Here is a 22,819-nt window from a genome sequence, read left to right as displayed (position 1 = left end):
AGCTGCTGCCGATGTCGATTAGCGGCGGTGAATTGGCGCCCCACTTAGTACAGCGCTTCGGCGAGCTTAATCATGTCATCGCTTTAGGGTTGCATTCACCGCCCCGGTTTATCTCTATAACGACTGCAATCGAAAGTCGCAGGGATGTCACCGGCTAAAGCTGAAGCGATCATGAAGGCGGCCAGCGCGATCATTCGCGCCGCCCATCGCTTTGCCTGCATCGCGGTGCTGCTCTTCGCATTCGCCTCCCATGCCGTCGCTCACGGTCCTGTTTCCGCGTTTGAAGGCGTGACCGGTGAAACCGTGAGCGTCCCCGACCGCACCGATGATGGAGCCTTGCAGCACAGCGTTGCGGCCTGCGCCTGCCATTCTCCCATGCTCGTCCGCCTTGCGCCGATAGGCGGGCTTGCCCTGCTTTTGTCTGCGACCGCCTACGCGGCTGCGGTGGATGCGCCTTTTCTGCCCTCATCGGTTCCGACGTCCGATCCTCCGCCCCGCGTCTGATCTGCGATAGCGCCCGACGCGCCGAACGCTGCCTGGCACGGCCCTGACGCCGCCGCCCGATACGCTTCGCGCGACGCGGCTATTTCCAAATCAGAGAGCTATGAAGGCGGGCACGCCCCGAACGTATCGATCATGACCGGACGAATTCTGCTCTTCAGCGGCATAGCGCTGGCCGTTACCGCGTTGGGTTTTGCTTCTTTCATGTCGTTCGCGCATGTCGGAGACGCGCACCGGCCGGTCGACGCAACTGCCACAAAGAACACCGCCGCAGACAAAGACCACGCGAGCGGCAAGCATGACGGCGACCACAGCGGCGAGGAAGACCACGCAGGCGAAAGCGAAGGCGTGCGTCTTTCCAAAGATCAGATCGACGCAGCGGGTATTGCCGTCGCTCCGGTATCCAAGGGACGCATCGTCCAACGGCTCGTGATGCCGGGCGTGATCGCCATGGATCAGGATCGCATCGCGCGCATCCCCGCCAATGTCGTGGGCATCGTTTCGGATCTCCGGAAGAAGCTTGGCGACACCGTTGAGAAGGGCGAGGTCATCGCGGCGCTGGAAAGCCGCGAGGTGGCCGAGGCCCGCAGCGAATACATCTCGGCGCTCGTGTCCTTCGCGTTGCAGAAGACGCTTTACGAGCGCGACCGCGCCCTGTGGCAGAAGCAGATCACGCCCGAACAGCAATATCTCAGGACGCGCTCCGCTTATTCCGAGGCGCGCGTGCGAACCGACCTCGGCCGCCAGAAGCTTCTCGCCCTCGGAATCGATGCGCGCGACATCGACGCCCTTTCGAAGCAGGCGGCGTCGGCCGTCGAGGCGAAGGAGGGGGGCGCAAGCGTGGACGCGGTCGGCAAGGCGCTGCGCCGCCACGAAATCCGCTCGCCGATCGCGGGCCGCGTCGTGGAGCGTCGCGTCGACCTCGGCGCGCCAGTGGGCCGCGAGGGGCAGGAGTCGGAGCTTTACGTTATCGCCGACCTGTCGAAGGTGTGGGTGGATATTACCCTTCCCGCCGCCGATCTCGATCGTGTCAGGGAGGGGCACACCCTGCTGATCAGGGCAGCGTCCTCGAAGGAAACGGCGCCCGGGCGCGTGATCTTCGTCAGCCCTGTCATTGCGGCCGATACGCGGGCCGCAAGAGCCATAGCGCTGGTCGACAATCCGAATCTGATCTGGCGCCCCGGAACCTTCGTTACGGCCGAAATCGCCATCGATGAAAACGCCGTTGAAACCAGTGTGCCCATCGCCGCGATCCAGAGGATAGAAGGCGAGCACACGGTCTTCGTCCGAACACCGAACGGCTTCGAAAAACGGAAGGTCGCCATCGCGAGGCAGGATGGCGAGACAGCGGAAATTGTCTCCGGCGTATCGCCCGGCGAAAACGTCGCTGTTTCGAACACGTTCATTCTCAAGGCAGAGCTTGGCAAGGGCTCCGCCGAGCACGCGCACTGAGGGAACGAACATGATCGAAGGCATTCTTTCCTTTTCGGTGCGCAGGCGCTGGGCGGTGCTTGTGCTGACAGCCGTCGTCGCGGGCATCGGCATGTGGTCGCTTGGACGCCTTCCGGTCGATGCCGTCCCCGACATCACCAACAATCAGGTGCAGATCAACACGCTTGCCCCCGCTCTGTCGCCTGTCGATGTCGAGAAGCAAATCACCTACCCGATAGAGACCGCGCTCGCCGGTACGCCGGGGCTTGAATACACCCGCTCGCTCTCGCGCAACGGCTTCTCGCAAGTCACAGCCGTTTTCAGCGATCGGATGGACGTCTATTTCACGCGCCAGCAGGTGCTTGAGCGGTTGCAGGAAGCGCGCGATGCCATGCCCCTTGGCGTCGAGCCGAAGCTCGGCCCCATCTCAACGGGGCTCGGCGAAATCGTGATGTGGACCGTCTCCTTTTCAAAGGCCGCACGCGCAGTCGACGGAAAGCCCGGCTGGCAGACGGACGGCAACTACCTGACGCCGGAAGGAAGACGGCTGGAAACTGCGATCGAGCAGGCCGCCTACTTGCGCGAAATTCAGGATTGGGTGATCCGGCCGCAGGTGCGCCTCGTGCCGGGTGTTGCGGGCGTCGACGCCATTGGCGGCTTCGTGAAGCAGTATCACGTCGAGCCCGACCCCGCGAAGCTCGTCGCCCTCGGCTTGTCGTTCGACGATCTCGCGTTGGCGCTCGAACGCGGCAATCTCAATCGTGGCGCGGGTTATCTTGAGCGCAACGGCGAGGGCATCATCGTGCGCTCGCGCGGTCAGCTCCGGACGACAGGGGAAATCGCCGATGTCGTGGTGACGGCTCGCGGCGGCGTACCGGTGCGCGTGCGCGACGTGGCGACCGTCGCCGTGGGGCGCGAACTGCGCTCCGGCAGCGCGAGCCGTTCCGGCGAAGAGGTCGTCGTCGGCACGGCCCTTATGGTCATCGGCGGCAACGGCCGCACGATTTCATCGGCCGTGGTCGAAAAGCTCGACGAAGTGCGGAAAACGCTCCCGCCGGATATCGCGTTGAATGTGGCGCTCGACCGCACGCAGCTCGTGGACGCGACCATCGCGACGGTGGCGACCAACCTCGCGGAAGGCGCGATGCTGGTTGTCGCGGTGCTGTTCCTGTTCCTCGGCAATATCCGCGCGGCGTTCATCGTGGCGCTTGTGATCCCGGTTTCCATGCTCATTACCGCCACCGGTATGGTTGAGGGGCGCATCAGCGCGAACCTCATGAGCCTCGGCGCGCTCGATTTCGGCTTGATCGTGGATGGTGCGGTGATTATCGCGGAAAACTGCCTGCGACGGCTCGGCGAACGCCAGCACGAGCTTGGGCGATTGCTGCGGCTGGACGAGCGTCTCGAAACGGTCTCGCGCGCTGCCAGGGAAATGATCGAGCCATCGGTCTACGGTCAGGCGATCATCATCCTCGTCTATGTGCCGCTGCTCACATTCACCGGCGTCGAAGGCAAGATGTTCGAGCCGATGGCGCTGACGGTGATCTGCGCGCTTGCCGCCGCCTTCGTGCTGTCGCTGACCGCCGTGCCAGCGATGATTGCGATCTTCATCAGGGGCCGTGTCGAGGAGAAGGAGAACCGGCTTGTGCGGAGCCTGAAAGCTGCCTATCGCCCGGTTTTGGGTTCGGCAGTACGGCGCCCATTGCCCTATATCGCGCTCGCCGTGGCGCTGTTCGGCGCATCCGTTTTCGCGTTCGGGCGGCTCGGACAGGAGTTTGTCCCGACACTCGACGAAAAGAATCTCGCCATGCACGCGCTTCGCATCCCGAGCACATCGCTCACTCAATCGCAGGCGATGCAAACTCGCGTGGAGAAAGCACTGAGCGCCGCGCCGGAGGTCGCTTTCGTCTTCTCGAAGACCGGCACGGCGGAAGTTTCCACCGATCCGATGCCGCCGAACGCGTCTGACACCTTCATCATCCTGAAGCCGCGCGCCGATTGGCCCGAGCCCGCGCTTTCAAAGGACGACCTCATCGCCAGGCTGAACGTGGCCGTCTCGCGTCTTCCGGGCAACATCTATGAGTTCACGCAGCCCATCCAGATGCGTTTCAATGAGCTTCTTGCCGGTGTGCGCGGCGATCTCGCGGTGAAGGTGTTCGGTGAAGACCCCGAGGCGATGCTGAAAGCGGCGAACAAAATCGCCGGCATCCTGCGCCAAACGAGCGGCGCGGTGGATGTGAAGGTCGAACAGGCTGAGGGGCTTCCCTTCATGGATATCTCGATCGACCGGAATGAAGCCGCGCGCCTCGGTATCTCGGTCGGAACCGTTCAGGACATCATCGGCGCATCCATCGGCGGCCGGAAAGCGGGTGTTGTGTTCGAGGGCGACCGTCGCTTCGCGATCGTCGTGCGCCTGCCCGAAGCCGTTCGCGACGATCTCGCCGCGCTCGAAAATACGCCGGTTCCGCTTCCCCAGGCGCAGGGCGCCCCGCCGCAAAGCGTGCCGCTCAAGCGCGTGGCGCGGTTCGAGTTCTCGGAGGGGCCGAACCAGGTGAGCCGCGAAAACGGCAAGCGGCGCGTCGTGGTGCAGGCAAATGTGCGCGGTCGCGATATCGCCTCGCTCGTTGCCGAAGCGCAGGCCCGTGTAAAGGCGGAAGTGGTGCTGCCCGCCGGTTCGTTTATTCAATGGGGCGGTCAGTTCGAGAACCTCGCGCTAGCGAAACATCGCTTGTCTCTGGTCGTGCCGGCATGCCTGCTGCTGATCTTCCTGCTTCTTTTCTCCGCGCTCGGCTCGGCGCGCGACGCGGCCCTCGTCTTCACGGCGGTGCCGCTCGCGCTCACCGGCGGCATCGCGGCGCTGTGGCTTCGCGACATGCCGTTCTCGGTTTCGGCGGCGGTGGGCTTTATAGCGTTGTCCGGCATCGCCGTGCTGAACGGCCTCGTCATGTTGAGCTACATTCAGAAACTTCAGAAGGACGGGATGCCCCGGCGGGATGCGGTCGTGACCGGCGCGCTCGGGAGGTTGAGGCCCGTCTTCATGACGGCGCTCGTCGCTTCGCTCGGCTTCGTGCCGATGGCGCTCGCTACCGGCACGGGCGCGGAGGTGCAAAGGCCCCTCGCAACCGTCGTCATCGGCGGGGTCATCAGCGCGACGCTTCTGACGCTTGTCGTGCTTCCGGCGCTTTACGCGCGGTTTGGCAGCACATTCGTGACCAGCCTGCACAGGGAGCGAAAAATCGGGACCAAGGAGCCGCAGCCCGCGGCACCCGTTTTGTCACCTTGTGGACAGCCGACTATTACTGAAAGCTCAAGGCACGATATGGATTAGAACGTTTTCGTCTTCGCTGCCTATGGTGCGCTATCAAACATGACGGCATGCGGTTATCTGCATAGAAGGCTTAATCAGCGAGCAGCAACCGACAATTCCAGTCGGGTTGTTGGTGTGGCCCATGGATGGTCGAAATCATCCGTGCGAGTTCGAAAGTTCGTCCGTTCAACGATGATTCCTCGCACAACCAACGTAAATGCCATGTATTTGCATCGGTCTGCATGATCGTTTCGAGGTTGCCCCGAAGACCGCCTTCCAACGCGACGTCAATCGTCTCGCCAGTCCAGGCTCCGGGCAACGTAATGTCATGGCGGTGCTGAATATCTGAGCTTCGCAACTTTAATTTCATACCTGAATCTCCTGAAATGGTGCCCGAGACGCAGGGCGACGATGGCAACACTCATATGCTATTAGCACTCAAGTGTCGAGAGTGCCAAAATTCCAAGGAGGGCAATTTCAACTTGTGTCGAGTATGGACGGCTCGTGGTCGGCCGGACGCGGTGCGCGACTTCAATCACGAGGTGTTCGCAGTTACATTCTGCCCGGCGCAACAAACGTTATTGATATCAAAGCGTTAGCATTTTCAACCTGAAAAAATCTGTCCTTTGACTTGCATTGTTATCCGGAAATATCCCAAACCTTTTGCTTGCTGATCGGGAAGGCCTTCATTGCTTGTCGTGGGCGGTGCCGGTGGTGTCGGTTCGATCTTGATCCAGCTTGCGCGGCGCCTTACTGGGTTGACGTCGATATGAGCACGATGTGGCGACCGGAAAATGCCGTCACCGCTTCTCGCAACACCGATCGCCAACCCAGATAGGAAAGGAGATATTGACGGCCGCGCGCGTGTCGTGCCCTTCGTAGCCTCGTTCATACACATCGCGGGTGAGTTTCAGCTGGACGATGGCTGAGCCGAAGTCATAGCCGACGAGTGGCCCTAACGCCAACTGGCTGAGGCCGTCGCGTGCTCCGAGATCGGTCGAATAGAACGCAACGGCGCCGAGTTCCCACGGACCGAATTTCCGGGTGGCGGTGAGATCGATATTGAGCCAGTCCGAATAGTCAACGCCGCCCGCCGTTCCGCCGGTACCGTAAATCACCGATGTCGAGAGATTCCAGCCGTCCTTCAAATAGCTGAGCGCCGCGATCCCTTGGAAGGACGTCAGATCGCGCCCGACCGCTGTTCGCGACGGCAGGTACACGCCCGCCTGAAAGCCGCCGTAAAAACCGCCGCCGAGATCCCATTTCAGCTGGGCGTCGAAGATCGTGTTGGCGAAGCCGCTCATGGAGGGGCCGTCCTTCACGGCGAGATCGACATAAGGCGTCGCCGTATCGAAAAGAAGGCGGCCTCCCGCGATCGTCCAGGGCGTCGACCAGATCAGCCATGAGGGAACGACCGCACCGAGATCGTCAATATTTCCGGGGGAAGAATTTCTCGACCCGTAATTGCCGATCACGACATCATAGACACCAGGCGGAAGTTGGCCAGCCGCGCCGAGAGCGATGCCGGTCGTGAGGCCCGGCTGAAGTTCGGAAGGGGTGCCGGCATGAACGGCTGAAGTGGCCGAGGCAAAGGCAAACGCTACGCACGCGATGGCTTTTTTGGTCATGATGTCCTCGATAGAAAACGCGCGGCGCGGGTCGATCCCGATCCAAACCTGACGTACTCGCCGGATCAGGATGTCCGCCGAGAGCGGGAAAGCGTTCAATCTTCCGGCCTCGTCCAGATGATCTTGGTACCGAAGCCAAGCCTGTTGTCGGTGAGCTTGAGAATTTCGGGATCGATGGTCCAGATCGGCGCGGGGCGAAGGCGGGCGAACGAAAATTTTCGATAATAAATCGCCCTTCCTTGCTCCGCGTCATCTCCCTCAAGCTGTCGGCTGGTTCCGGCAAATTGCAGTCCTCGTATCATCGCGACGGCGGACTGCTGTGCTGATACGGTTCCCGCCACCTTCGCGTTTCGGACCATTTCGGCACCGTGGCGCGTTTCGAGGCTTGTGAGGATCAGGAACCGTATCCGATTGAAGTCGAAGGCGTAAAAGCAACTGGCGGCCCAGGGTGTCCCATCGTTTGCACTGCAAACCGTCAGGACGTGATTCCTTGAGATGAACGAAATGATTCTCTGCAGGTCGGTCATTTCTCTGCGCCGCTTGTGCTTCGGAGATCCGCCTTGCTCACCCCCCGATACCAATGACATAGCGCGCCCACATCGCCGAAATCGGCATGATGAAAAGAAGCCCCGGAAGCATGTTCGCGATAGGGAAGGGCTTAATCCCGCAGATACGGAAGCCGGTTGCGAACATGATCGCGCCGCCGCAGGCTGAGAAGTCGGCGATCATCTCCGGCGTGGTCAGCGGCAGGATCTGCTCGGCGCCGAGGAGAAGTCCGGCCTGAATGGCGAATTGAGGAATGGCGATCACGGCGACCGAGAAGCCGAGCGCGGTGGCGAAAATCGCCGAGGTGAACAGATCGAGCACCGACTTGGCGATAAGAAGGGAGGGATCGTTCGTCATGCCCTCGTTCATCGAGCCGAAAATGCCGGTGCCCGACGCGCAGAACAGCACGGTGAGCGCAACGAACTTGTCGAGAAACTCTTCGTGGGAAACCCCGTTGCTGCGGGCGGGGGTAATCGCGTCGATCAGGCGGCGCGCCTTCGCCGCAAACTTCTGGATGCCAGCTTCGAGCGAAATCAGCTCGCCGATCAGCGATCCAAGCAGCAGCGCCAGAATAACGGCCGGGATAAACTTGATCTTGACGATGAGCGCTATGCCGAGCGCCATGGAAGCGACGCCGAAGGTCATCGGCAGCGCGTTTCTCACCCGGGCTGGAACGCGTTCTCCCAGTGCGCCGCCGCTGATGCTTCCGATAACAACGGCCGCGCCGTTGACGATTGGTCCAATCATGATGCTCTCCGTGCTCCCATCGCTGGGATTGTGTGTTCGATATCGGCTCTCGCGGGCTTGTCAGGCGACCATCGCCTGAGCGACTTCACATCCAGATCGAACATGTCGAGAGCCCTGCCGACGGTGTGCGAAAACAGGTCGTCGATTGACCGGGGTTTGATGTAGAAGGCCGGGACAGGCGGGAAGACGACCGCCCCGATTTCCGTCACGGCGACCATGTTGCGCAGGTGACCGAGATGCAGCGGCGACTCGCGTGTCATCAGCACGAGCCTGCGGCGTTCCTTGAGAACGACGTCGGCAGCTCTCGTCAGCAGATTGTCGCTGATGCCGGCAGCGATAGCGCCCAAGGTGCGCATGGAACAGGGAGCGACGAGCATTCCCATCGTTCGAAACGAACCGCTGGAGATCGTTGCGCCGAGATTGCCGATGGGATGTACGACATCCGCCAGCGCATGGACGTCTTCGCTCTTGAGATCCGTCTCGTAATGCCGGGTCATTTCGGCGCCCTTGGACATCACGAGGTGGGTTTCGACACCAAGCTCCCTGAGTAATTCGAGCGCCCTTATTCCAAACTGAAATCCGGTCGCACCGCTGATTCCGACGATCAGGCGTCGCTTTTCCATGTGTTGCTCCTTGACGAAGGAATAAGGATCGGTTCTCGCGTTCCCCTCCTCCAACGATGGAGGAGATGCGGAACCGATCCTCGCCCCCGTTCTCCCGCCAGGAAGAGGGGTATTTCGCTCCTTACGAGGCCGGATCGAAATCCGGCAGGAAACGCTTCACGTCGACTTCCTTGAACTTGCTGCGGTGGAAGTGGTCCTTCAGATGGAACGGCACCGTGCAGTCAAAGATGACCTTGCAGGAATTGCCCGCCTGGGTGATCGAGGGGCTGAATTCCGGCGTGGCCGACGGATCGAGCGGATGGCAGCGAACATTCGGTATGAAGACCGTGCTGACGTCGCCCTGATAGCGTGTCGTCATGGCCCAGAGCACATCGTTTGTATCGAAGAGGTCGACATCCTCATCGACGATGATGACATGCTTGAGTTCCGAGAACGCCGAGAACGCCAGCAATGCCGCCTGCCGTTGCCTGCCTTCGTCGGCCGGAGCCGATTTCTTGAATTGCAGGATGGCGAGATATTTGCCGCCGCCCGAGGTGTGGGCGTAAACGTTCAGCAGCTTGCCCGGCATGGCGCGTTCCACCATCGACAGGATGCTCGCCTCGGTCGGGATGCCCGCCATGCTCACATGCTCTTCCGAAGGGCCGATCACGGTCTGCATGATCGGGTTGCGGCGGTGCGTTACGGCCTTCACCTTGATCACCGGGAGAGCTGCCTTGGAATCGCCGGTGTAGCCGGGAAATTCCGGCATGGCCTTGCCGGTGTTGGTGTTCTGGTCTTCGCGAACCCGGACGTTCGGAAGGATTTCGCCTTCGATCACGATTTCGGCGTTCGCGATGCCGCGCGCAGGAACCGTGAGGCAATCCACGAGTTCGACAGGCCGTTTACGCAGCGCGCCGGCGATGGAAAGTTCGTCGAAGCCGAGCGGCGTTGTGGGCGGCTCGAAGCAGGCGCCGATTTCGATGGCCGGGTCGACGCCGATGCTGATCGTAATGGGCAGCGGCTTGCCCGCCGCCTCCGCCTTCATGCGGAACGCGTCGATGTGCCGTCCGGGAACGAAATAGATCGAGAGTTCGTCGCGGCCCTGTACGCAGATGCGGTGGATGGTGACGTCCGACTCGCCGGTCTCGGGGTCCGACGCGTAGACCATGCCCATCGTGAAATAGGGCCCCGCGTCCTCCTCGGTATTCGTCGGCGCAGGAAGCAATTTGCGGATATCGAAGTCTGGATTTGAAGCCAGATGAACGACTTCCTGGCAAACCGCCTTTTCACGGCCGACGACGACCGGCGGTATCGCGTGCTGGACTGCGTCGTTCAAAAGAAAGCCCAGACGTTCAGGTGTACATCCGAGCATGAGTGCAACACGCTTGCGGCTGGCAAGAAGGCCGATAAGGACGCGAGATCCTTCGTAGCCCTTGATCTTGTTGAAGATCATCGCCGGACCGACCCGGGTGGGGCGCTTGACCGTACCCGAAGCGCCAACATAACGATAGACGCCCGACAATTCGGCGAGCGGGTCGACCGGTACGTCCGTGGTAACCAATTGCCCCGGATTCTGCTCCAGTAAAGCGAGAGCCGACCGCAAGTCGATTACATCATCAGCTTCTATTGTTCCGTCAGAGAACATATTATTCTCCCTGCTAGGCAATGTTGATCCTTGACGCCTCGCAGGACGTAGCCGGAACAACCAAGATAATTTGGGATTCATTTGACTATTCTGTCGTTGTTTTCTAATTCGTCTGCGCCGTCATGCCTCATTTTCTCCTTCATGCCTTGGTCCTATCCATAGGCTTAGCGGCACAAGAAAGGGAAATACCATTGCGATATTTTCGGCATATCGAGGGGGTATGAGCGTGGATTTGAAACGATTACGGTACTTTTGTGCCATCGTAGACCATGGGCAGATCAGCAAGGCAGCGGCCGCGCTGAACATGGCGCAGCCGCCGCTCAGCCTGCGTTTGAAGGAACTGGAAGAGGAATTCGGAGTGAAGCTCATCGAACGCGGCACCCGCTGGTGCCGTGTGACGGAGGAGGGACGTCTTCTCTATGAGCGCGCGAAGCTCATCCTCTCGGAGGTCGACGCACTTTCCGAGGAGATGAAGGCAAGCCAATGCTCCCCGGTCTGGGTCGTGATCGGCGTTTCTTCGACATGTGCGTCATATCTCATGGAGCCGCTGCGGGAGATTTGCGGCCACTTCCCGAACGTGAAGCTCAGGGTGGTGCTTGGCGACAGCGACTGGCTCGAATCGATGCTCGGCCAGAGATGCATCGATTTCGCCATTATGCAGGCGCCGCCGCCAGAAGCCGGGTTGATCGTCGATCTCCTGCCGCCATCACGTGTTTCGGTGATAGTCCCGAAGTCCCTCGTACGCCCGTCTTGGGGAGAGACGCTGCGCATGGAGGATATCGCGCCCTTTCCCCTGATGCTCCTGCGTCGCCCCTCGGGAGGCGGAAGCTACGAAAGGTTCATCCGCTGGTTCCACGCGCATGGCATGTCCGCGCACGTCGCCATGGATTGCCCCGATGTGCGTATCATCAAGGATTTGTGGCGCGCGGAGACGGGGTCGATTGCGATCCTGCCGGAGTCCGAGACGCGAGATTATCGCCCGGATCAGGCCTGCATATTTTCCCTGGACGAGCCCGCAATGGGCTTCCACCCGGCAATCGTCCGACCAAAGGGGATGCAACTCAACGCCGTGGCAGCATCGGTGATCGCCCGGATAGTGGCGGCATCCGAGGAAGAGGCCGAGGACGGCGAGTCCCGGGAAAAGCTCTCTCTCCCGCGTGCCCGAAAACGCGCCTGAACTCCGTTCTTTGCCCAAATGACGGTCTCAAACGCCGGTCTCAAGACTCGCATTGCGACCGCGCGCCATGCCCCCCGACGGCTCCGTTGACGCTATCGGTCCGATATATGTGAAATATCGCAATGGTATTTTAAATTCCGTTCCGCCGCTCCTACGGTGCTCCCATCGTAACGATCCGGAGAACGGTCAGGTTGAGAGCAAATCCCGCCGGCGCATGAGAACCACTTAGATCCAATGAGGCCAAAGATCACTTGGCTTAAATTTGGATAAATGGTCTGAATGTTGTCAGAATTGCATGAGGCCTCCCCGTATTTTACTGAAAAGCTTCTCCTCGTCTGACGGTTGTTAGCCCTCAGATCGGTGAAGCCCGATGAAACCGAAGGATCGCGACGCCGTCACCCGATGGGTGACGATAATCGGTCCCGAGGAAAAATCTCGTCGGGCGGTTCACTTGGAGGAGAAAATGGGCAAACTGAAACGCGCCTCCGCGATTTTCGTTCTGCCGCTGGCACTGTTGGGCCAGCAAGTTCAGGCCGATCCGGCGGTCGAAGTCCTGAAAGTCACTCGTTACGGCGACGATGGGGGCACGGGAACGCTCCGTTGGGCTCTTGAGGAAAACAACAAGAACCCCGGCCATTATCAAATCGATATAGATGCCGTCGGCCCCGCGCCCTACGCTATCGTCGTGAAGTCCGAACTCCCGCCCATCAAGGGGCCGGTGAAAATCAGCTTCCCGCTCCATGACGAAAACGGAAGTTTCGTTGCGATCGACGGCTCAGGCTATGTCGGCCCGAGCGCGAAGGATTGCCCAGGCGCAGTGCCGGGCCAGTTTGGCACCAACGTGCGCACGACGACGAAACCGGGGATCGTCCTTCAGGATACGCAGGACGTCGAGATCGCCGGCATAGAAATCCGTAATTTCTGTATCGGCGTGCTTATCAACCGCGCGAGCCGCAATGTGATCCGCGACAGCCGCATCGTCGGCAATCATGGCGGCGCAGGCATCATGATTACAGGCGATGACGGAAAGGGCGCCTCGACATCCACCACCACGAACAACAACAAGATCCTTCGCAATTATTTCTTCAACAACGGCGATGCGATGGAACTGACGCGCGGCGCGGCGTTCAACCTCCTCGCCGACAACTTCATCACCAATGACGGCACGATCGAAGAGCCCTCCCAGGGACTCGAAATCCTGTGGGGCAACGATAACAGCATCGTGCGCAACCACTTCGAAAACCAGTCGGACGGTGTGCAGCTGAACTGGGGGAACCGCAATTACATCGCGGCGAACACCTTCACGAAGCTCTCCTCCGCCGTGACGCTCTCCGGTACGGGCAACATCGTCGATGGCAACATCATGACGGGGAACCGCGTTGCCGTTTCGGTCCGTCCCCAGGCTGCTCCTGGCCCGAACGGAACCCCCGGCCGCAACCGTATCACCGGCCCTGCCGTGAACCGCATCACGGCCAACTCGATGTTCGACAACGGCAAGGACATCGAGCGCTGCTTCGCGGGCGGCGCTTGTCTCCCGGAGCACAAGGGCGCCATCGTGTTCGGCGTTCCGGGCCTTGAGCACGACGTCTTCGTCGGGAACCGGGGCGGCGGTATCGATGGCGACACCAGCAAGATGGAGAAGATCTGCGCGCCGGGCGTGACCGCTCCCGACTGCGAGCCGATGCCGAACCATAACCAGTCCGCGCCGAAGCTCGTCGCCGCGAACCCAGCCGCCAGCGGCGTCGAAATCAAGGGCGAGGTCGAAGGTCAGCCAAAGACCCTTTATCGGATCGAATTCTTCGCCAATACCGACGCCTCCTCGAAGGAAGCCGAAATCTACCTCGGCTTTGCGAATGTGCCGCTGGACGCTTCGGGGAAGGGTTCCTTCACCTATGTCGCCGATGCCGCAAAAGCCGCCAACGCGGCGAACTTCACGGCGACGGCTACGACCGTGGACGGCGCGACCTCCATGCTCAGCACACCGCTTGCCAACGCGGTTTCTCGAAACAACTGATTTCGCAAGCGAGTGAATCCAATGCCTAACAACATCTTATCCGGCAAGGTGGGACGCCGTCTGCTTCTTACCACCGGTCTCGTCACCGCCGCCGTAGCCGCAACGGGGCTGCCCGCTATCGCTCCTTCCGCTGTCGCCAAGGAAGAAGCGGTCGCCAAAGCAGCGCCCAAGCAGACGAAGCCGCTGGTGATCCGAAACATCGCCATCGGCGAGGGCAAGCCGAAAACCATCGTCCCGATCACGGCGAAGGATCCCGCTTCCGTGCGGAGCTTCGCTACGAAGGTCGGTGCCGATCCCTCGATCGATCTCATCGAGTTCCGGGTCGATTATCTCGAAATCGCGCTCAACGCCGATGCCGTCGCGGAATTGTCGAAGGACGTTGCCGGCGCGATCAACGGAAAGCCGCTTCTTCTCACCTTCCGGACCAAGGCAGAGGGCGGCGTTACGGCAATCGATGACAAGGCCTATGCCGATTTTTACGAGACGATCGTCAAAAAGGGCAAGGTAGACCTGATCGATGTCGAACTGGTGCGCGACGAGAAGGCCGTGCGCCGCATCGTCAAGGCAGCGCATGCAGCCGGTGTGGCGGTCGTGATGTCGAACCACGACTTCCATGCCACCGCGGATGCGGACGAACTCGTTCGTCGGCTTCGCAAGATGGAAGTTCTCGGCGCCGACGTTCTCAAGCTGGCGGCGATGCCGAAGGATGCGGGCGACGTGCTGAAGCTTCTCACGGCCACGTGGGAAATGCGCAGCCGCTACACCGAAAAACCCATGATCACCATGGCAATGGGCGGCACGGGCGTCGTTTCCCGCCTGACCGGCGAATTGTTCGGATCGGCGGCCACGTTCGGCATGGTCGGGCAAGCGTCCGCACCGGGACAGATCGACGTGCACGCTCTCCAGTCCGTGCTGGAGACCATTCACAAGGCCATCACCGGCGCTTGATGGCCAGTCCGGATGCCGCATGGGACTGCGGCATCCGGACCGTTTGCTTGATGTCGGATCGAAGGGTCCGGCTTGCTTTCACTTGAGGGGGGTTAAAATGTCTTCACTTCGCAGGCGTCGCCTGCCTATTACCAATCTTATCTGCGTTGGAACGCTGGCGCTCGTGGGTACGACCGTGATGCCTCACGGCGTATCCTGGGCAGCGGATCTCCAGGCGTCGAGCGCGCCTGCGGCAGGCCCCGTGGACGGCCTGTTCGGTTCTTATGCCGTCGGCGATCCGCTCGACGACAAGTATCTGACGGGCGGCTGGAACGGGCGGCGCTCCAAGCTGGTGTCGGAAGGCATCACCTTCCGCGGCGACTATGTGTCCGAGACGATGGGCGTCGTAAGCGGCGGCCTCGATCAGGGATTCCGCTATTCGCAGCAGGTGAAGCTTGGCGCCGACTTCGATATGGCCAAGCTCGCCAACTGGACCGACGGCCGTTTTCACGTGACGCTCAACGACCGTATGGGCCGCGGCACCTCATCGGAACTCGCGGGCAACCGCTTCCCGATTCAGGAAAACTATGGCGGCCAGTGGACGCGCATCACCGAAGCCAGCTTCGATCAGAACATTCTCGACGGCAAGGTGAACTACAAGCTGGGTTATTTCCCGATGGGCAATGACTTCGGCATGACCCAGTTGCTGACGAACTTCGTCAACGCCGCCTTCTGCGCCCACCCGCTCGCACAGTCCGCGAACACCGGCTGGTATAACTATCCGAATGCCCGCTGGAGCGCCGAAGTGACGTACAAGGTAACTCCCGAGGTTTATGTAAGAACGGGTTTGTTCCAGGTGAACCCGAGCCTCGGCCTTGAGAAGAACGCCTTCAATCCTTTTGCCGAAGGCACGACGGGCACGCTCCTTCCGGTCGAAGTCGCGTACGAACCCGGCAAGGGCACAGCCTATCCGGGCCACTACAAGGTCGGCTATGTCTACGACAATTCGAATGTGAAGGAACTCGGCCTCAGCGACTATATCGGTCAGAGGCAGGGAACCTACATCATGATCGATCAGAAGATCACGACTGTTGCCGGCGACGACAGCCGGGGACTGAGCGTGTTCGCGCAGTACATGTGGTCCAACCCGGAAACGGCGGTGCTGAGAGATTGGTGGTCGGCCGGACTGGTTTACCAGGGTGTCTTCGATTCACGCCCGAAAGACGTTCTCGCGTTCGGCTATGTGCAGGCAAGCGTCAACGAGCAGCTGCTTGAAAACGCAAGGATCAAGGCAGCCGCCACGACCGGCGCTTTTTCCGATTTCACACTCGCGGAAAAAGCGCTGGAACTGAGCTACACCTACCAGATCAACAAATGGGCCTCGATCCGTCCTGACGTTCAGTACATCATGGATCCCGGCAGCTTCTACTTCAAGCATATCGATGACGTGGTCGCTGTCGGAATGCAGTTGAAGGTCGTTTTCTAGAACCGCCTTCGTGTCAGCTCCGACCTGCGCCGGGGCTGACACGTGCGAGGCACGGGAAATCCCAAGACGACGGGCGGCGAAAGCGCGCCCGTCGAATTCGCGTCAGATGCAAAAGTCGCGAGGGAAGGCGGTCGGGGCGACGATGGCGGCCTCCACCATGGGCGAACCACCCGGAGTTCGACGGGGTACCCGGTCCCGCTCCCATATCGAGGGGGTGTTGTCCGACTGCTCCGATAGCCACGGCCCGGCGCTTCTGCCCGCAAAGTCAGGTCGACGATTTTTCCTTCGTCGTGGAAATGAAGGGCGAAACTGTGCTCGGTTTGCATGGCAAAGCGTAATCGAGAGAGAGCCGGTTGATGCCCTCGGCGCATCGACACCACCGCAGCGTGTCCTCACCCCGGCCGTGTTCTGCAACCTTCGGACTGGTCGTAACCGGCGAAGTTGCGTAAACCTTGCAAAGCTGCCATTTTAAGCGGCCCTCACAAACATGCTTCGCGGTCCGAAAAGCTGCTTCAGCCGTTTAAAGGCTGTCAAAGCTTTAGCTGTCTGCTCCCACTCGCCGCTAAGGGTGACGTTATCATCCTGCCGCCTCTAAATTGAGAACCGAAAGCGCCTCACATGATGGTTATTGATGGAGTGTCTCCCCTGTTCGCGGAGGCGCTTGCCAAACAAGGGTATACGACGCTGACCGACGTGCAGCGCGCTGTCCTTGAAGGGGATGTCGGCGAAGCCGATCTTCTCGTTTCCGCGCAAACAGGCTCCGGCAAGACAGTCGCTTTCGGTCTCGCCATGGCTTCCACCTTGCTGCGCGGTCAGGAACGCTTCCCGGCCGGTTCGGAGCCGCTCGCCGTCGTCGTTGCGCCTACGCGCGAACTGGCGCTTCAGGTGCGTCTCGAACTTGAATGGCTGTACGCACCCGCAGGCGCGAGAATTGCGTCATGCGTCGGCGGCATGGACATGCGGCAGGAACGCCGGTCGCTCGCGGGCGGCGCGCATATCGTCGTCGGCACGCCCGGACGCCTCCGCGATCACATCACGCGCGGCTCGCTCGACATGGCGGCAGTGCGCGCGATGGTTCTCGACGAGGCCGACGAAATGCTGGATCTGGGCTTCCGGGAAGATCTGGAGTTCATCCTCAAGGCCGCCCCGCCAGAGCGTCGCACTCTCATGTTTTCGGCAACCGTGGCGAAGCCGATCGAAACGCTCGCCCGCCGCTTTCAGAAAAACGCCATCAGGATTTCCTCCAACAGCGGCGCGACGCAGCACGCCAACATCGATTATCGCGCCGTTGCCGTCGCTTCGGGCGAGCGGGAAAACGCCGTCATCAATATCTTGCGCTATTTCGAGGCGAGCAGCGCCTTCGTCTTCTGCACCACGCGTGAAGGCGTGAAGCATCTTGCAAGCCGCCTCGGCAATCGCGGATTCGGCGTCGTTGCGCTTTCGGGTGAACTCAGCCAGACCGAGCGCACCCGCGGGCTTCAGGCGATGCGCGACGGCCGGGCTCAGGTTTGCGTCGCAACGGACGTGGCGTCGCGCGGCATCGATCTGCCGACCCTCGACCTCGTCATTCACGCCGATTTGCCGAAGGATAGCGAGGCGCTTCTGCATCGCAGCGGGCGGACCGGGCGCGCGGGACGAAGCGGCGTCAGCGTTCTCATCACACCGCACAGCAAGCGCCGGAGCGTCGACAAGCTGCTGCAGGCCGCGAAGGTGAAGGTGTCATGGATGCCGGTTCCGAGCGCCGAGACGATCATCCAGCGCGACCGCGAACGGCTCATGAACGATCCTTCGCTTGAAGGTCCGCTCACCGATGAAGAAGCTGATTTCGCGCGCGATCTGCTCGCCACGAAGAGTCCGGAGCAAATCGCGGCGGCGTTCTTCCGTCAAAATCAGACGCGTCGCCCGACACCGGAAGAGTTCGTGAACAGCGGACGGGATGCCAGCGAAGTCGAAGCCCCGCGCGGCGATTTCGAAGGCGGTGTCTGGTTCCGGGTTTCGGTCGGCCGGAAGCAGAGAGCCGAGCCGCGCTGGATCCTGCCCCTAATCTGCAAGGCGGGCGATGTCACCAGCCGGGACATTGGCGCCATCCAGATACTTGAGGGCGAAAGCATGTTCGAGGTGAGTGCGCGGGCCGCGCCGGACTTTACCCGCGCCCTGATGCGAACCGGAAAGCGCGATGACACGATCACCATCGTGCCCATGAACGGGCGCCCCGAGCCGCGCGCAAGCTACGGGGACTCGCCCCCCCGGTCGGGCGCGATGAAACGAAGCCGGAAGACGACGAGCGGCCGCGGCAGAAAAGCGCCGCAAGCTTCGGCGGGCTCACGCAAAGCCTGAACCGCTTTTGCATGGCTCGAACTTTCGCGCGCCGAAACGCGACGCTACACCCCGAACCCGTCGCGCCTCAGCCTGACCACCGCGAGATCGAGCGCCGAAAGAAAGTTGGCCCGGTCGCGCGGCTGGAACGGTTTCGGTCCGCCGATGACCTGCCCACCCGACCGCAGATCGGCCATCAGGTCACGCGTTGCGAGCACCATACCGATCGAGGCATCCGTAAGAGCGCGGCCGGTCGGCGAGATGACGTCCGCACCGGCCCTGACGCAGCGATGCGCAAGCGGCACGTCGGCGGTTATCACGATGGCTCCGCGCGACACACGCTCCGCGATCCAGTCGTCGGCGGCATCGGAATTGCTGCCGACGAGCACGCGCTCGATCAGGGGCGATTTCGGAATCTGGATCGCACTGTTGCTGACGACGTAGACCTTGAGCGCGCACCGCTCGGCCACGCGGTACACTTCCGCCTTCACCGGACATGCGTCGGCGTCGACATAAATTGCGATCGGCTTGGCGGGCTCGGACAAGTGCTGCTCCCTGATCATGGCGCCGCCAAGCGGCGAGGCGTGCGCCTGTCGCTGCGCGCCGGCAATCAGTAACAATAATTCTGGACGTCGCCCACAGCAGATTCAAGATCGTCCTGAGCGGACCTGAGCCGCTTGAACTCTTTCGAGCAATCGTCGGTCCCCTCGCTCTCCGCGAGACACTGCCTGTAGGCGGCCATTTTCTCGGCGACGTCCTCGACCTGCTGATTATAGAGGTCGGCTGCGACATCACATTCGGGCCGCGCGGCGGAGGCGGCTGAAGCAAGGACAAGCGAAGCAAGCAATACAATCGTTTTGACAGGAAAATTCATCGGCTTTCTCTCATCGACAAAATACGCAGCCGAGAAAACCGCTTCATTGTTGATATTGTCAAGCTCGACGCTCTTATGCTCCGTAAAGGGAAAAGGAGAACCGGCCATGGCGGAAAACGGTCAAAGCGCGGAATGGAATGGACGCAAGGGAGAAATCTGGGTCGTCAACCATGAGCGAATCGACCGCATGCTTGCGCCGCTTGGCCGCGCCGCGCTCGATGCCGCCGCGCCGAAGCCGGGCGAATTCGTTCTCGACGTGGGCTGCGGCGCCGGCAGCACGACACTTCAACTCGCGAAGGAAGTCGGCGCAACCGGCAGCGTGCTCGGCGTAGACATCTCGGAACCGATGCTGACCTTCGCGCGCAAGCGTGCGGCGGCGTCTCCGGCGGCCCTGCCGGTCCGCTTCGAACTCGCCGACGCCGCGACACATGCCCTGCCACGCGCGCATTTCGACCTCATGTTCTCGCGCTTCGGCGTGATGTTCTTCGCCGAACCGGTCGTCGCATTCGCGAACCTGCACGGGGCCATGAAACCGGGCGGACGGCTTTCTTTCGTGTGCTGGCGTCCGGCAGCGGAAAATGAGCTGGTCAGCATACCGGCCCGCGCGGTGAAAGGGCTCATACCGCCCGCGCCGCCAGCCGAGCCAGACGCACCGGGGCCCTTTTCCTTCGGGAATCCCGCGCGCGTTACATCGATCCTGTCCGGCGCCGGATTTTCGCACGTCGTGCTCGAACCGTTCGGCTGTCGCATGCTTTACGGCGTCGGAGAGACGCGCGATGCCGCCATCGAGGATGCGGTTGAGCAGGCGTTTGAAACCGGCCCATTCTCGCGTGTGCTCGGCGAATTGCGGGGCGAAGTGCTTGAGCAAGCGAGGAGGGCGGTGCGCGCGGCGTTCGCGGATCGCGCCAAGAATGGCGGCGTGTTCATCGAAGGCAACGCATGGATCGTCACCGCGCGTGCGTAATCCCCCGACCATAGGCTCGGTAGAGCGCATCATCTTCGCGGTATAAACTGCCCCTCGCCACGGCAGCGCACCAAGACGCGCCTGGTCAGGGAGGAATGAATGGCCGTAGTGCTGGAAAAGGGGCACGCGCGCGACGGCGTCGCTGCGCTCAAAAGCGATGCGCAGGGTGAGGCTCTCGCAAAGCCGGCAAGGCATGCAGGAGATGTGATCGCGGCCTCGCTCAAGGCGCAGGGCGTGACGGCGGTCTTCACGCTATGCGGGGGGCATATCTCGCCGATCCTCATCGGCGCGAAGGATGCGGGCATTCGCGTCGTCGACACGCGCCACGAAGCCACGGCGGTTTTCGCCGCCGACGCAATGGCCCGGCTTTCCGGTGTGCCGGGCGTTGCCGCCGTTACCGCGGGGCCGGGCCTTACGAACATCGTCACGCCGCTCAAGAACGCGCAACTTGCGCAGTCGCCGCTGATCCTGTTCGGCGGAGCGGCCCCGACGATGCTGCAAGGGCGCGGCGCGCTTCAGGACATCGACCAGCGTCCTGTCGTGGCGCCGCATGCGAAGATCGTAAAGCAACTGCGCCGCGTACGCGACATCGCCCCGGCGCTGGAGGAGGCGTTTGCCGTGGCCCGCGAGGGCGTGCAGGGTCCGGCGTTCATGGAATGCCCCATCGACCTGCTTTATCCTGAAACGCTGGTGCGCCAGTGGTACGCGGAGGCAGGCGGCCGGGGGCGGTCGCTTGGCGCGAGGGCGCTGCGGTTTTATCTCAACCGGCATCTCGAAAGAATGTTCGGCGGCGCGAGGGCGACGACTGCTCCACGCCCGCTGAAGATCCGCGTTCCCAGCCCGGCGTCGTCGAGCGTGAACGCAGCGGCTGCCGCGCTCGCGAAAGCGGAGCGACCGCTCGCCATCGTCGGCAGTCAGGCCCTGGCAACGGGCACGGACACGGAAGCGCTGGCCGGGGCAATCGTGCGGCTCGGCATCCCGGTCTTCCTGTCGGGCATGGCGCGCGGACTCCTGGGGCGCGATCATCCGCTCCAGTTGCGGCATCAGCGACGCAATGCGCTTAAGGAATCCGACTGTGTCATCCTCGCGGGCGTGCCGTGCGATTTCCGGCTCGATTACGGCAAGCAGATCCGCGACACGGCCACGCTGATCGCGGCCAACCGCAGCCGCAAGGACGCGCGCCTCAATCGCCGCGCCACCATCGAGGCTATCGGAGATGCGGCTTTCTTCCTGCGGGCGCTCGCCGAGAGGGGACGCATACACCGCGAAGACTGGCTCGCTTCTCTTCGAAGGCGCGATGCCGCGCGAGAGGCCGATATCGACACGCAAGCGGCCGGCGAGGGAGCGCATGTGAACCCCATCGCCTTCTTTCGCACGCTCGACCGGCAAGCGGGCGAGAACGCAGTTTTCGTTGCGGATGGCGGCGATTTCGTCGCGACGGCGTCTTACATCCTGCGCCCGCGCGGGCCGTTGGGCTGGCTGGATCCCGGCGCGTTCGGCACGCTTGGCGTTGGCGCGGGCTTCGCGCTGGGAGCGGCCTTGGCGCGGCCGGACGCGGAAATCTGGGCGCTGTTCGGCGACGGCGCCTGCGGCTACAGCCTTGCGGAATTCGACACCTTCGTTCGCCACGGCATTCCGGTGATCGCGGTCGTGGGCAACGACGCGGGCTGGACGCAGATCGCGCGGGAACAGGAAAAGGTGCTCGGCGACGACGTTGGAACCGTTCTGGCGCGGACGGCCTATCATGAGGTTGCCGCGGGGTTCGGCGCGGAAGGCATTCTGGTCAAGACGAATGCCGAGGTGCCCGAAGCGCTTCGACGGGCGCGAGCAGCCGCAAAAGCCGGGAAGCCTGTGCTGCTGAATGTCTGGCTCGACCGGACCGGCTTCCGCGAAGGGTCGATCTCCATGTGAGGAAGGCAAAGCGTCGGCATACCGCCGAGCGTGCTACCGAGGGATGAAGGTTTGCGCACGCGCAAAAAAGGCGGCCCCGAAGACCGCCTTTTTGGTTCGCCATTCGCGGAGGAGGCAGCGACTCCGCCTCCCGCATCTTTTTTGAAAGGGCTGTATCAAAGATATTTGCCCGTGATCTCGGCGACTTCAAAGCAGCGCGCCTGCGGCTTGTTCTCGACGTAGACACCGAACTTGCCATCGAAGACGGTGGAGTGGCTGAGCGTGCGGAAGTCCGACTTGTTCGCGGCGGTGCAGGGCTTGTCGGACACGTTGATCTTCACGGATTCGATGGCGACGCCGTTGCAGGCGACCGGCTCGGCGAGAACGGCGAAAGCGCCGCCGCTCTTGAGCGCGACATTGCATTTCTCGGCAGGAATGACCTGAACGCCGGATGCAACCTTGAGGGCCGCAGGCTGGACAGCCTTGGGCGCTTCGACAACCGCCGTCTTGACGACGGTAGCTTGCGGAATGACGGCGGCGGAAACGCGGCCGTGCTGGGATTTGACAAGCACTACTAACGCCACAAAACACGCTAACAGGACGACGATCGTCCGGGTGTTAATCTGAGTCATAGCAATTCCCCGTGTGTTGCGTTTGGCTGATGCGGCGCGGCGACGATACCGGTGAGCTTCAGAATAGGACCCCTCCTAACAACAACTGAACTGGTTACTATTTCGTTAATTCCTCATTTTTGCGGAGAGCAA

19 protein-coding genes are annotated in these 22,819 nt (G+C 61.7%); 10 read left to right on the top strand and 9 right to left on the bottom strand.

Translation table 11 applies throughout. From position 1 onward, the window contains the following. Positions 1 to 144: 144 nt before the first annotated feature. From EK416_RS16130 to EK416_RS16120, 3 genes are all read left to right on the top strand, one after another. Positions 145 to 504, top strand: a complete 360-nt coding sequence (locus tag EK416_RS16130; RefSeq protein ID WP_164730066.1) for a hypothetical protein — start codon at positions 145 to 147, stop codon at positions 502 to 504. A gap of 132 nt (positions 505 to 636) precedes the next feature. Continuing rightward, entirely contained in the window at positions 637 to 1,953 is a 1,317-nt protein-coding gene (locus EK416_RS16125; RefSeq protein WP_127079288.1) for an efflux RND transporter periplasmic adaptor subunit, read from the top strand. Positions 1,954 to 1,963: 10 nt separating this feature from the next. Next, positions 1,964 to 5,260 (top strand): efflux RND transporter permease subunit, encoded by a 3,297-nt coding sequence (locus EK416_RS16120; protein ID WP_127079286.1) that lies wholly within the window; start codon positions 1,964 to 1,966, stop codon positions 5,258 to 5,260. Between the two features lie 70 nt (positions 5,261 to 5,330). Here EK416_RS16120 and EK416_RS16115 read toward each other — a convergent pair whose 3' ends face one another. The 6 genes from EK416_RS16115 to EK416_RS16085 all read right to left on the bottom strand — a co-directional run bounded on the left by EK416_RS16115 (position 5,331) and on the right by EK416_RS16085 (position 10,407). Then, positions 5,331 to 5,609 carry a hypothetical protein gene (locus EK416_RS16115; protein WP_127079284.1) on the bottom strand — a complete coding sequence of 93 codons (279 nt, stop codon included), beginning with the start codon at positions 5,607 to 5,609 and terminating at the stop codon, positions 5,331 to 5,333. Positions 5,610 to 6,039: 430 nt separating this feature from the next. Beyond that, positions 6,040 to 6,867: a transporter gene (locus EK416_RS16105; protein ID WP_127079282.1), complete on the bottom strand. Its 828-nt coding sequence runs from the start codon at positions 6,865 to 6,867 to the stop codon at positions 6,040 to 6,042. Positions 6,868 to 6,962: 95 nt separating this feature from the next. Continuing rightward, the gene (locus tag EK416_RS16100) at positions 6,963 to 7,394 is read right to left on the bottom strand and encodes a PNPOx family protein (RefSeq protein WP_164730065.1); all 432 of its coding nucleotides are present in this window, start codon (positions 7,392 to 7,394) and stop codon (positions 6,963 to 6,965) included. 37 nt (positions 7,395 to 7,431) lie between these two features. Continuing rightward, complete coding sequence (locus EK416_RS16095) at positions 7,432 to 8,160, bottom strand: DUF554 domain-containing protein (RefSeq protein WP_127079278.1); 729 nt, start codon at positions 8,158 to 8,160, stop codon at positions 7,432 to 7,434. Next, positions 8,157 to 8,783, bottom strand: a complete 627-nt coding sequence (locus tag EK416_RS16090) for a UbiX family flavin prenyltransferase (RefSeq protein ID WP_127079276.1) — start codon at positions 8,781 to 8,783, stop codon at positions 8,157 to 8,159. The genes EK416_RS16095 and EK416_RS16090 overlap by 4 nt, the downstream gene beginning before the upstream one ends. A gap of 121 nt (positions 8,784 to 8,904) precedes the next feature. Then, positions 8,905 to 10,407: a UbiD family decarboxylase gene (locus EK416_RS16085; RefSeq protein ID WP_127079274.1), complete on the bottom strand. Its 1,503-nt coding sequence runs from the start codon at positions 10,405 to 10,407 to the stop codon at positions 8,905 to 8,907. Between the two features lie 226 nt (positions 10,408 to 10,633). Here EK416_RS16085 and EK416_RS16080 point away from each other — a divergent pair, with 226 nt between their 5' ends. The 5 genes from EK416_RS16080 (at position 10,634) to EK416_RS16060 (ending at position 18,348) form a co-directional block, all read left to right on the top strand. Beyond that, on the top strand, positions 10,634 to 11,584 hold the full coding sequence (locus EK416_RS16080) for a LysR family transcriptional regulator (protein ID WP_164730064.1): 951 nt from the start codon (positions 10,634 to 10,636) through the stop codon (positions 11,582 to 11,584). 463 nt (positions 11,585 to 12,047) lie between these two features. After that, on the top strand, positions 12,048 to 13,598 hold the full coding sequence (locus EK416_RS16075) for a NosD domain-containing protein (protein ID WP_127079270.1): 1,551 nt from the start codon (positions 12,048 to 12,050) through the stop codon (positions 13,596 to 13,598). A 21-nt stretch (positions 13,599 to 13,619) separates the two neighbouring features. After that, the gene (gene aroD / locus EK416_RS16070) at positions 13,620 to 14,546 is read left to right on the top strand and encodes a type I 3-dehydroquinate dehydratase (RefSeq protein ID WP_127079268.1); all 927 of its coding nucleotides are present in this window, start codon (positions 13,620 to 13,622) and stop codon (positions 14,544 to 14,546) included. Positions 14,547 to 14,643: 97 nt separating this feature from the next. Beyond that, entirely contained in the window at positions 14,644 to 16,011 is a 1,368-nt protein-coding gene (locus EK416_RS16065; protein WP_164730063.1) for a carbohydrate porin, read from the top strand. A gap of 618 nt (positions 16,012 to 16,629) precedes the next feature. Beyond that, positions 16,630 to 18,348 carry a DEAD/DEAH box helicase gene (locus EK416_RS16060; RefSeq protein ID WP_425376122.1) on the top strand — a complete coding sequence of 573 codons (1,719 nt, stop codon included), beginning with the start codon at positions 16,630 to 16,632 and terminating at the stop codon, positions 18,346 to 18,348. A gap of 44 nt (positions 18,349 to 18,392) precedes the next feature. Here EK416_RS16060 and EK416_RS16055 read toward each other — a convergent pair whose 3' ends face one another. Next, positions 18,393 to 18,872: a YaiI/YqxD family protein gene (locus tag EK416_RS16055; RefSeq protein ID WP_127079264.1), complete on the bottom strand. Its 480-nt coding sequence runs from the start codon at positions 18,870 to 18,872 to the stop codon at positions 18,393 to 18,395. A gap of 65 nt (positions 18,873 to 18,937) precedes the next feature. After that, entirely contained in the window at positions 18,938 to 19,201 is a 264-nt protein-coding gene (locus tag EK416_RS16050; RefSeq protein ID WP_127079262.1) for a hypothetical protein, read from the bottom strand. Between the two features lie 106 nt (positions 19,202 to 19,307). Between EK416_RS16050 and EK416_RS16045 the strand changes: the two genes are divergently transcribed. After that, a complete protein-coding gene (locus EK416_RS16045; protein ID WP_127079260.1) occupies positions 19,308 to 20,165 on the top strand; it encodes a class I SAM-dependent methyltransferase in 858 nt (285 codons plus the stop codon). A 99-nt stretch (positions 20,166 to 20,264) separates the two neighbouring features. Continuing rightward, a complete protein-coding gene (locus EK416_RS16040; protein WP_127079258.1) occupies positions 20,265 to 22,076 on the top strand; it encodes a thiamine pyrophosphate-binding protein in 1,812 nt (603 codons plus the stop codon). A gap of 155 nt (positions 22,077 to 22,231) precedes the next feature. On the opposite strand, the gene EK416_RS16035 is transcribed toward EK416_RS16040, so the two are convergent. Continuing rightward, the gene (locus EK416_RS16035; protein WP_127079256.1) at positions 22,232 to 22,627 is read right to left on the bottom strand and encodes a hypothetical protein; all 396 of its coding nucleotides are present in this window, start codon (positions 22,625 to 22,627) and stop codon (positions 22,232 to 22,234) included. Positions 22,628 to 22,819: the final 192 nt, after the last annotated feature.

Source organism: Rhodomicrobium lacus (genome assembly GCF_003992725.1).
GTDB lineage: Bacteria > Pseudomonadota > Alphaproteobacteria > Rhizobiales > Rhodomicrobiaceae > Rhodomicrobium > Rhodomicrobium lacus.
Note: the sequence above shows the minus strand (reverse complement) of the source record. Positions and strands in the feature narration are given on the sequence as shown.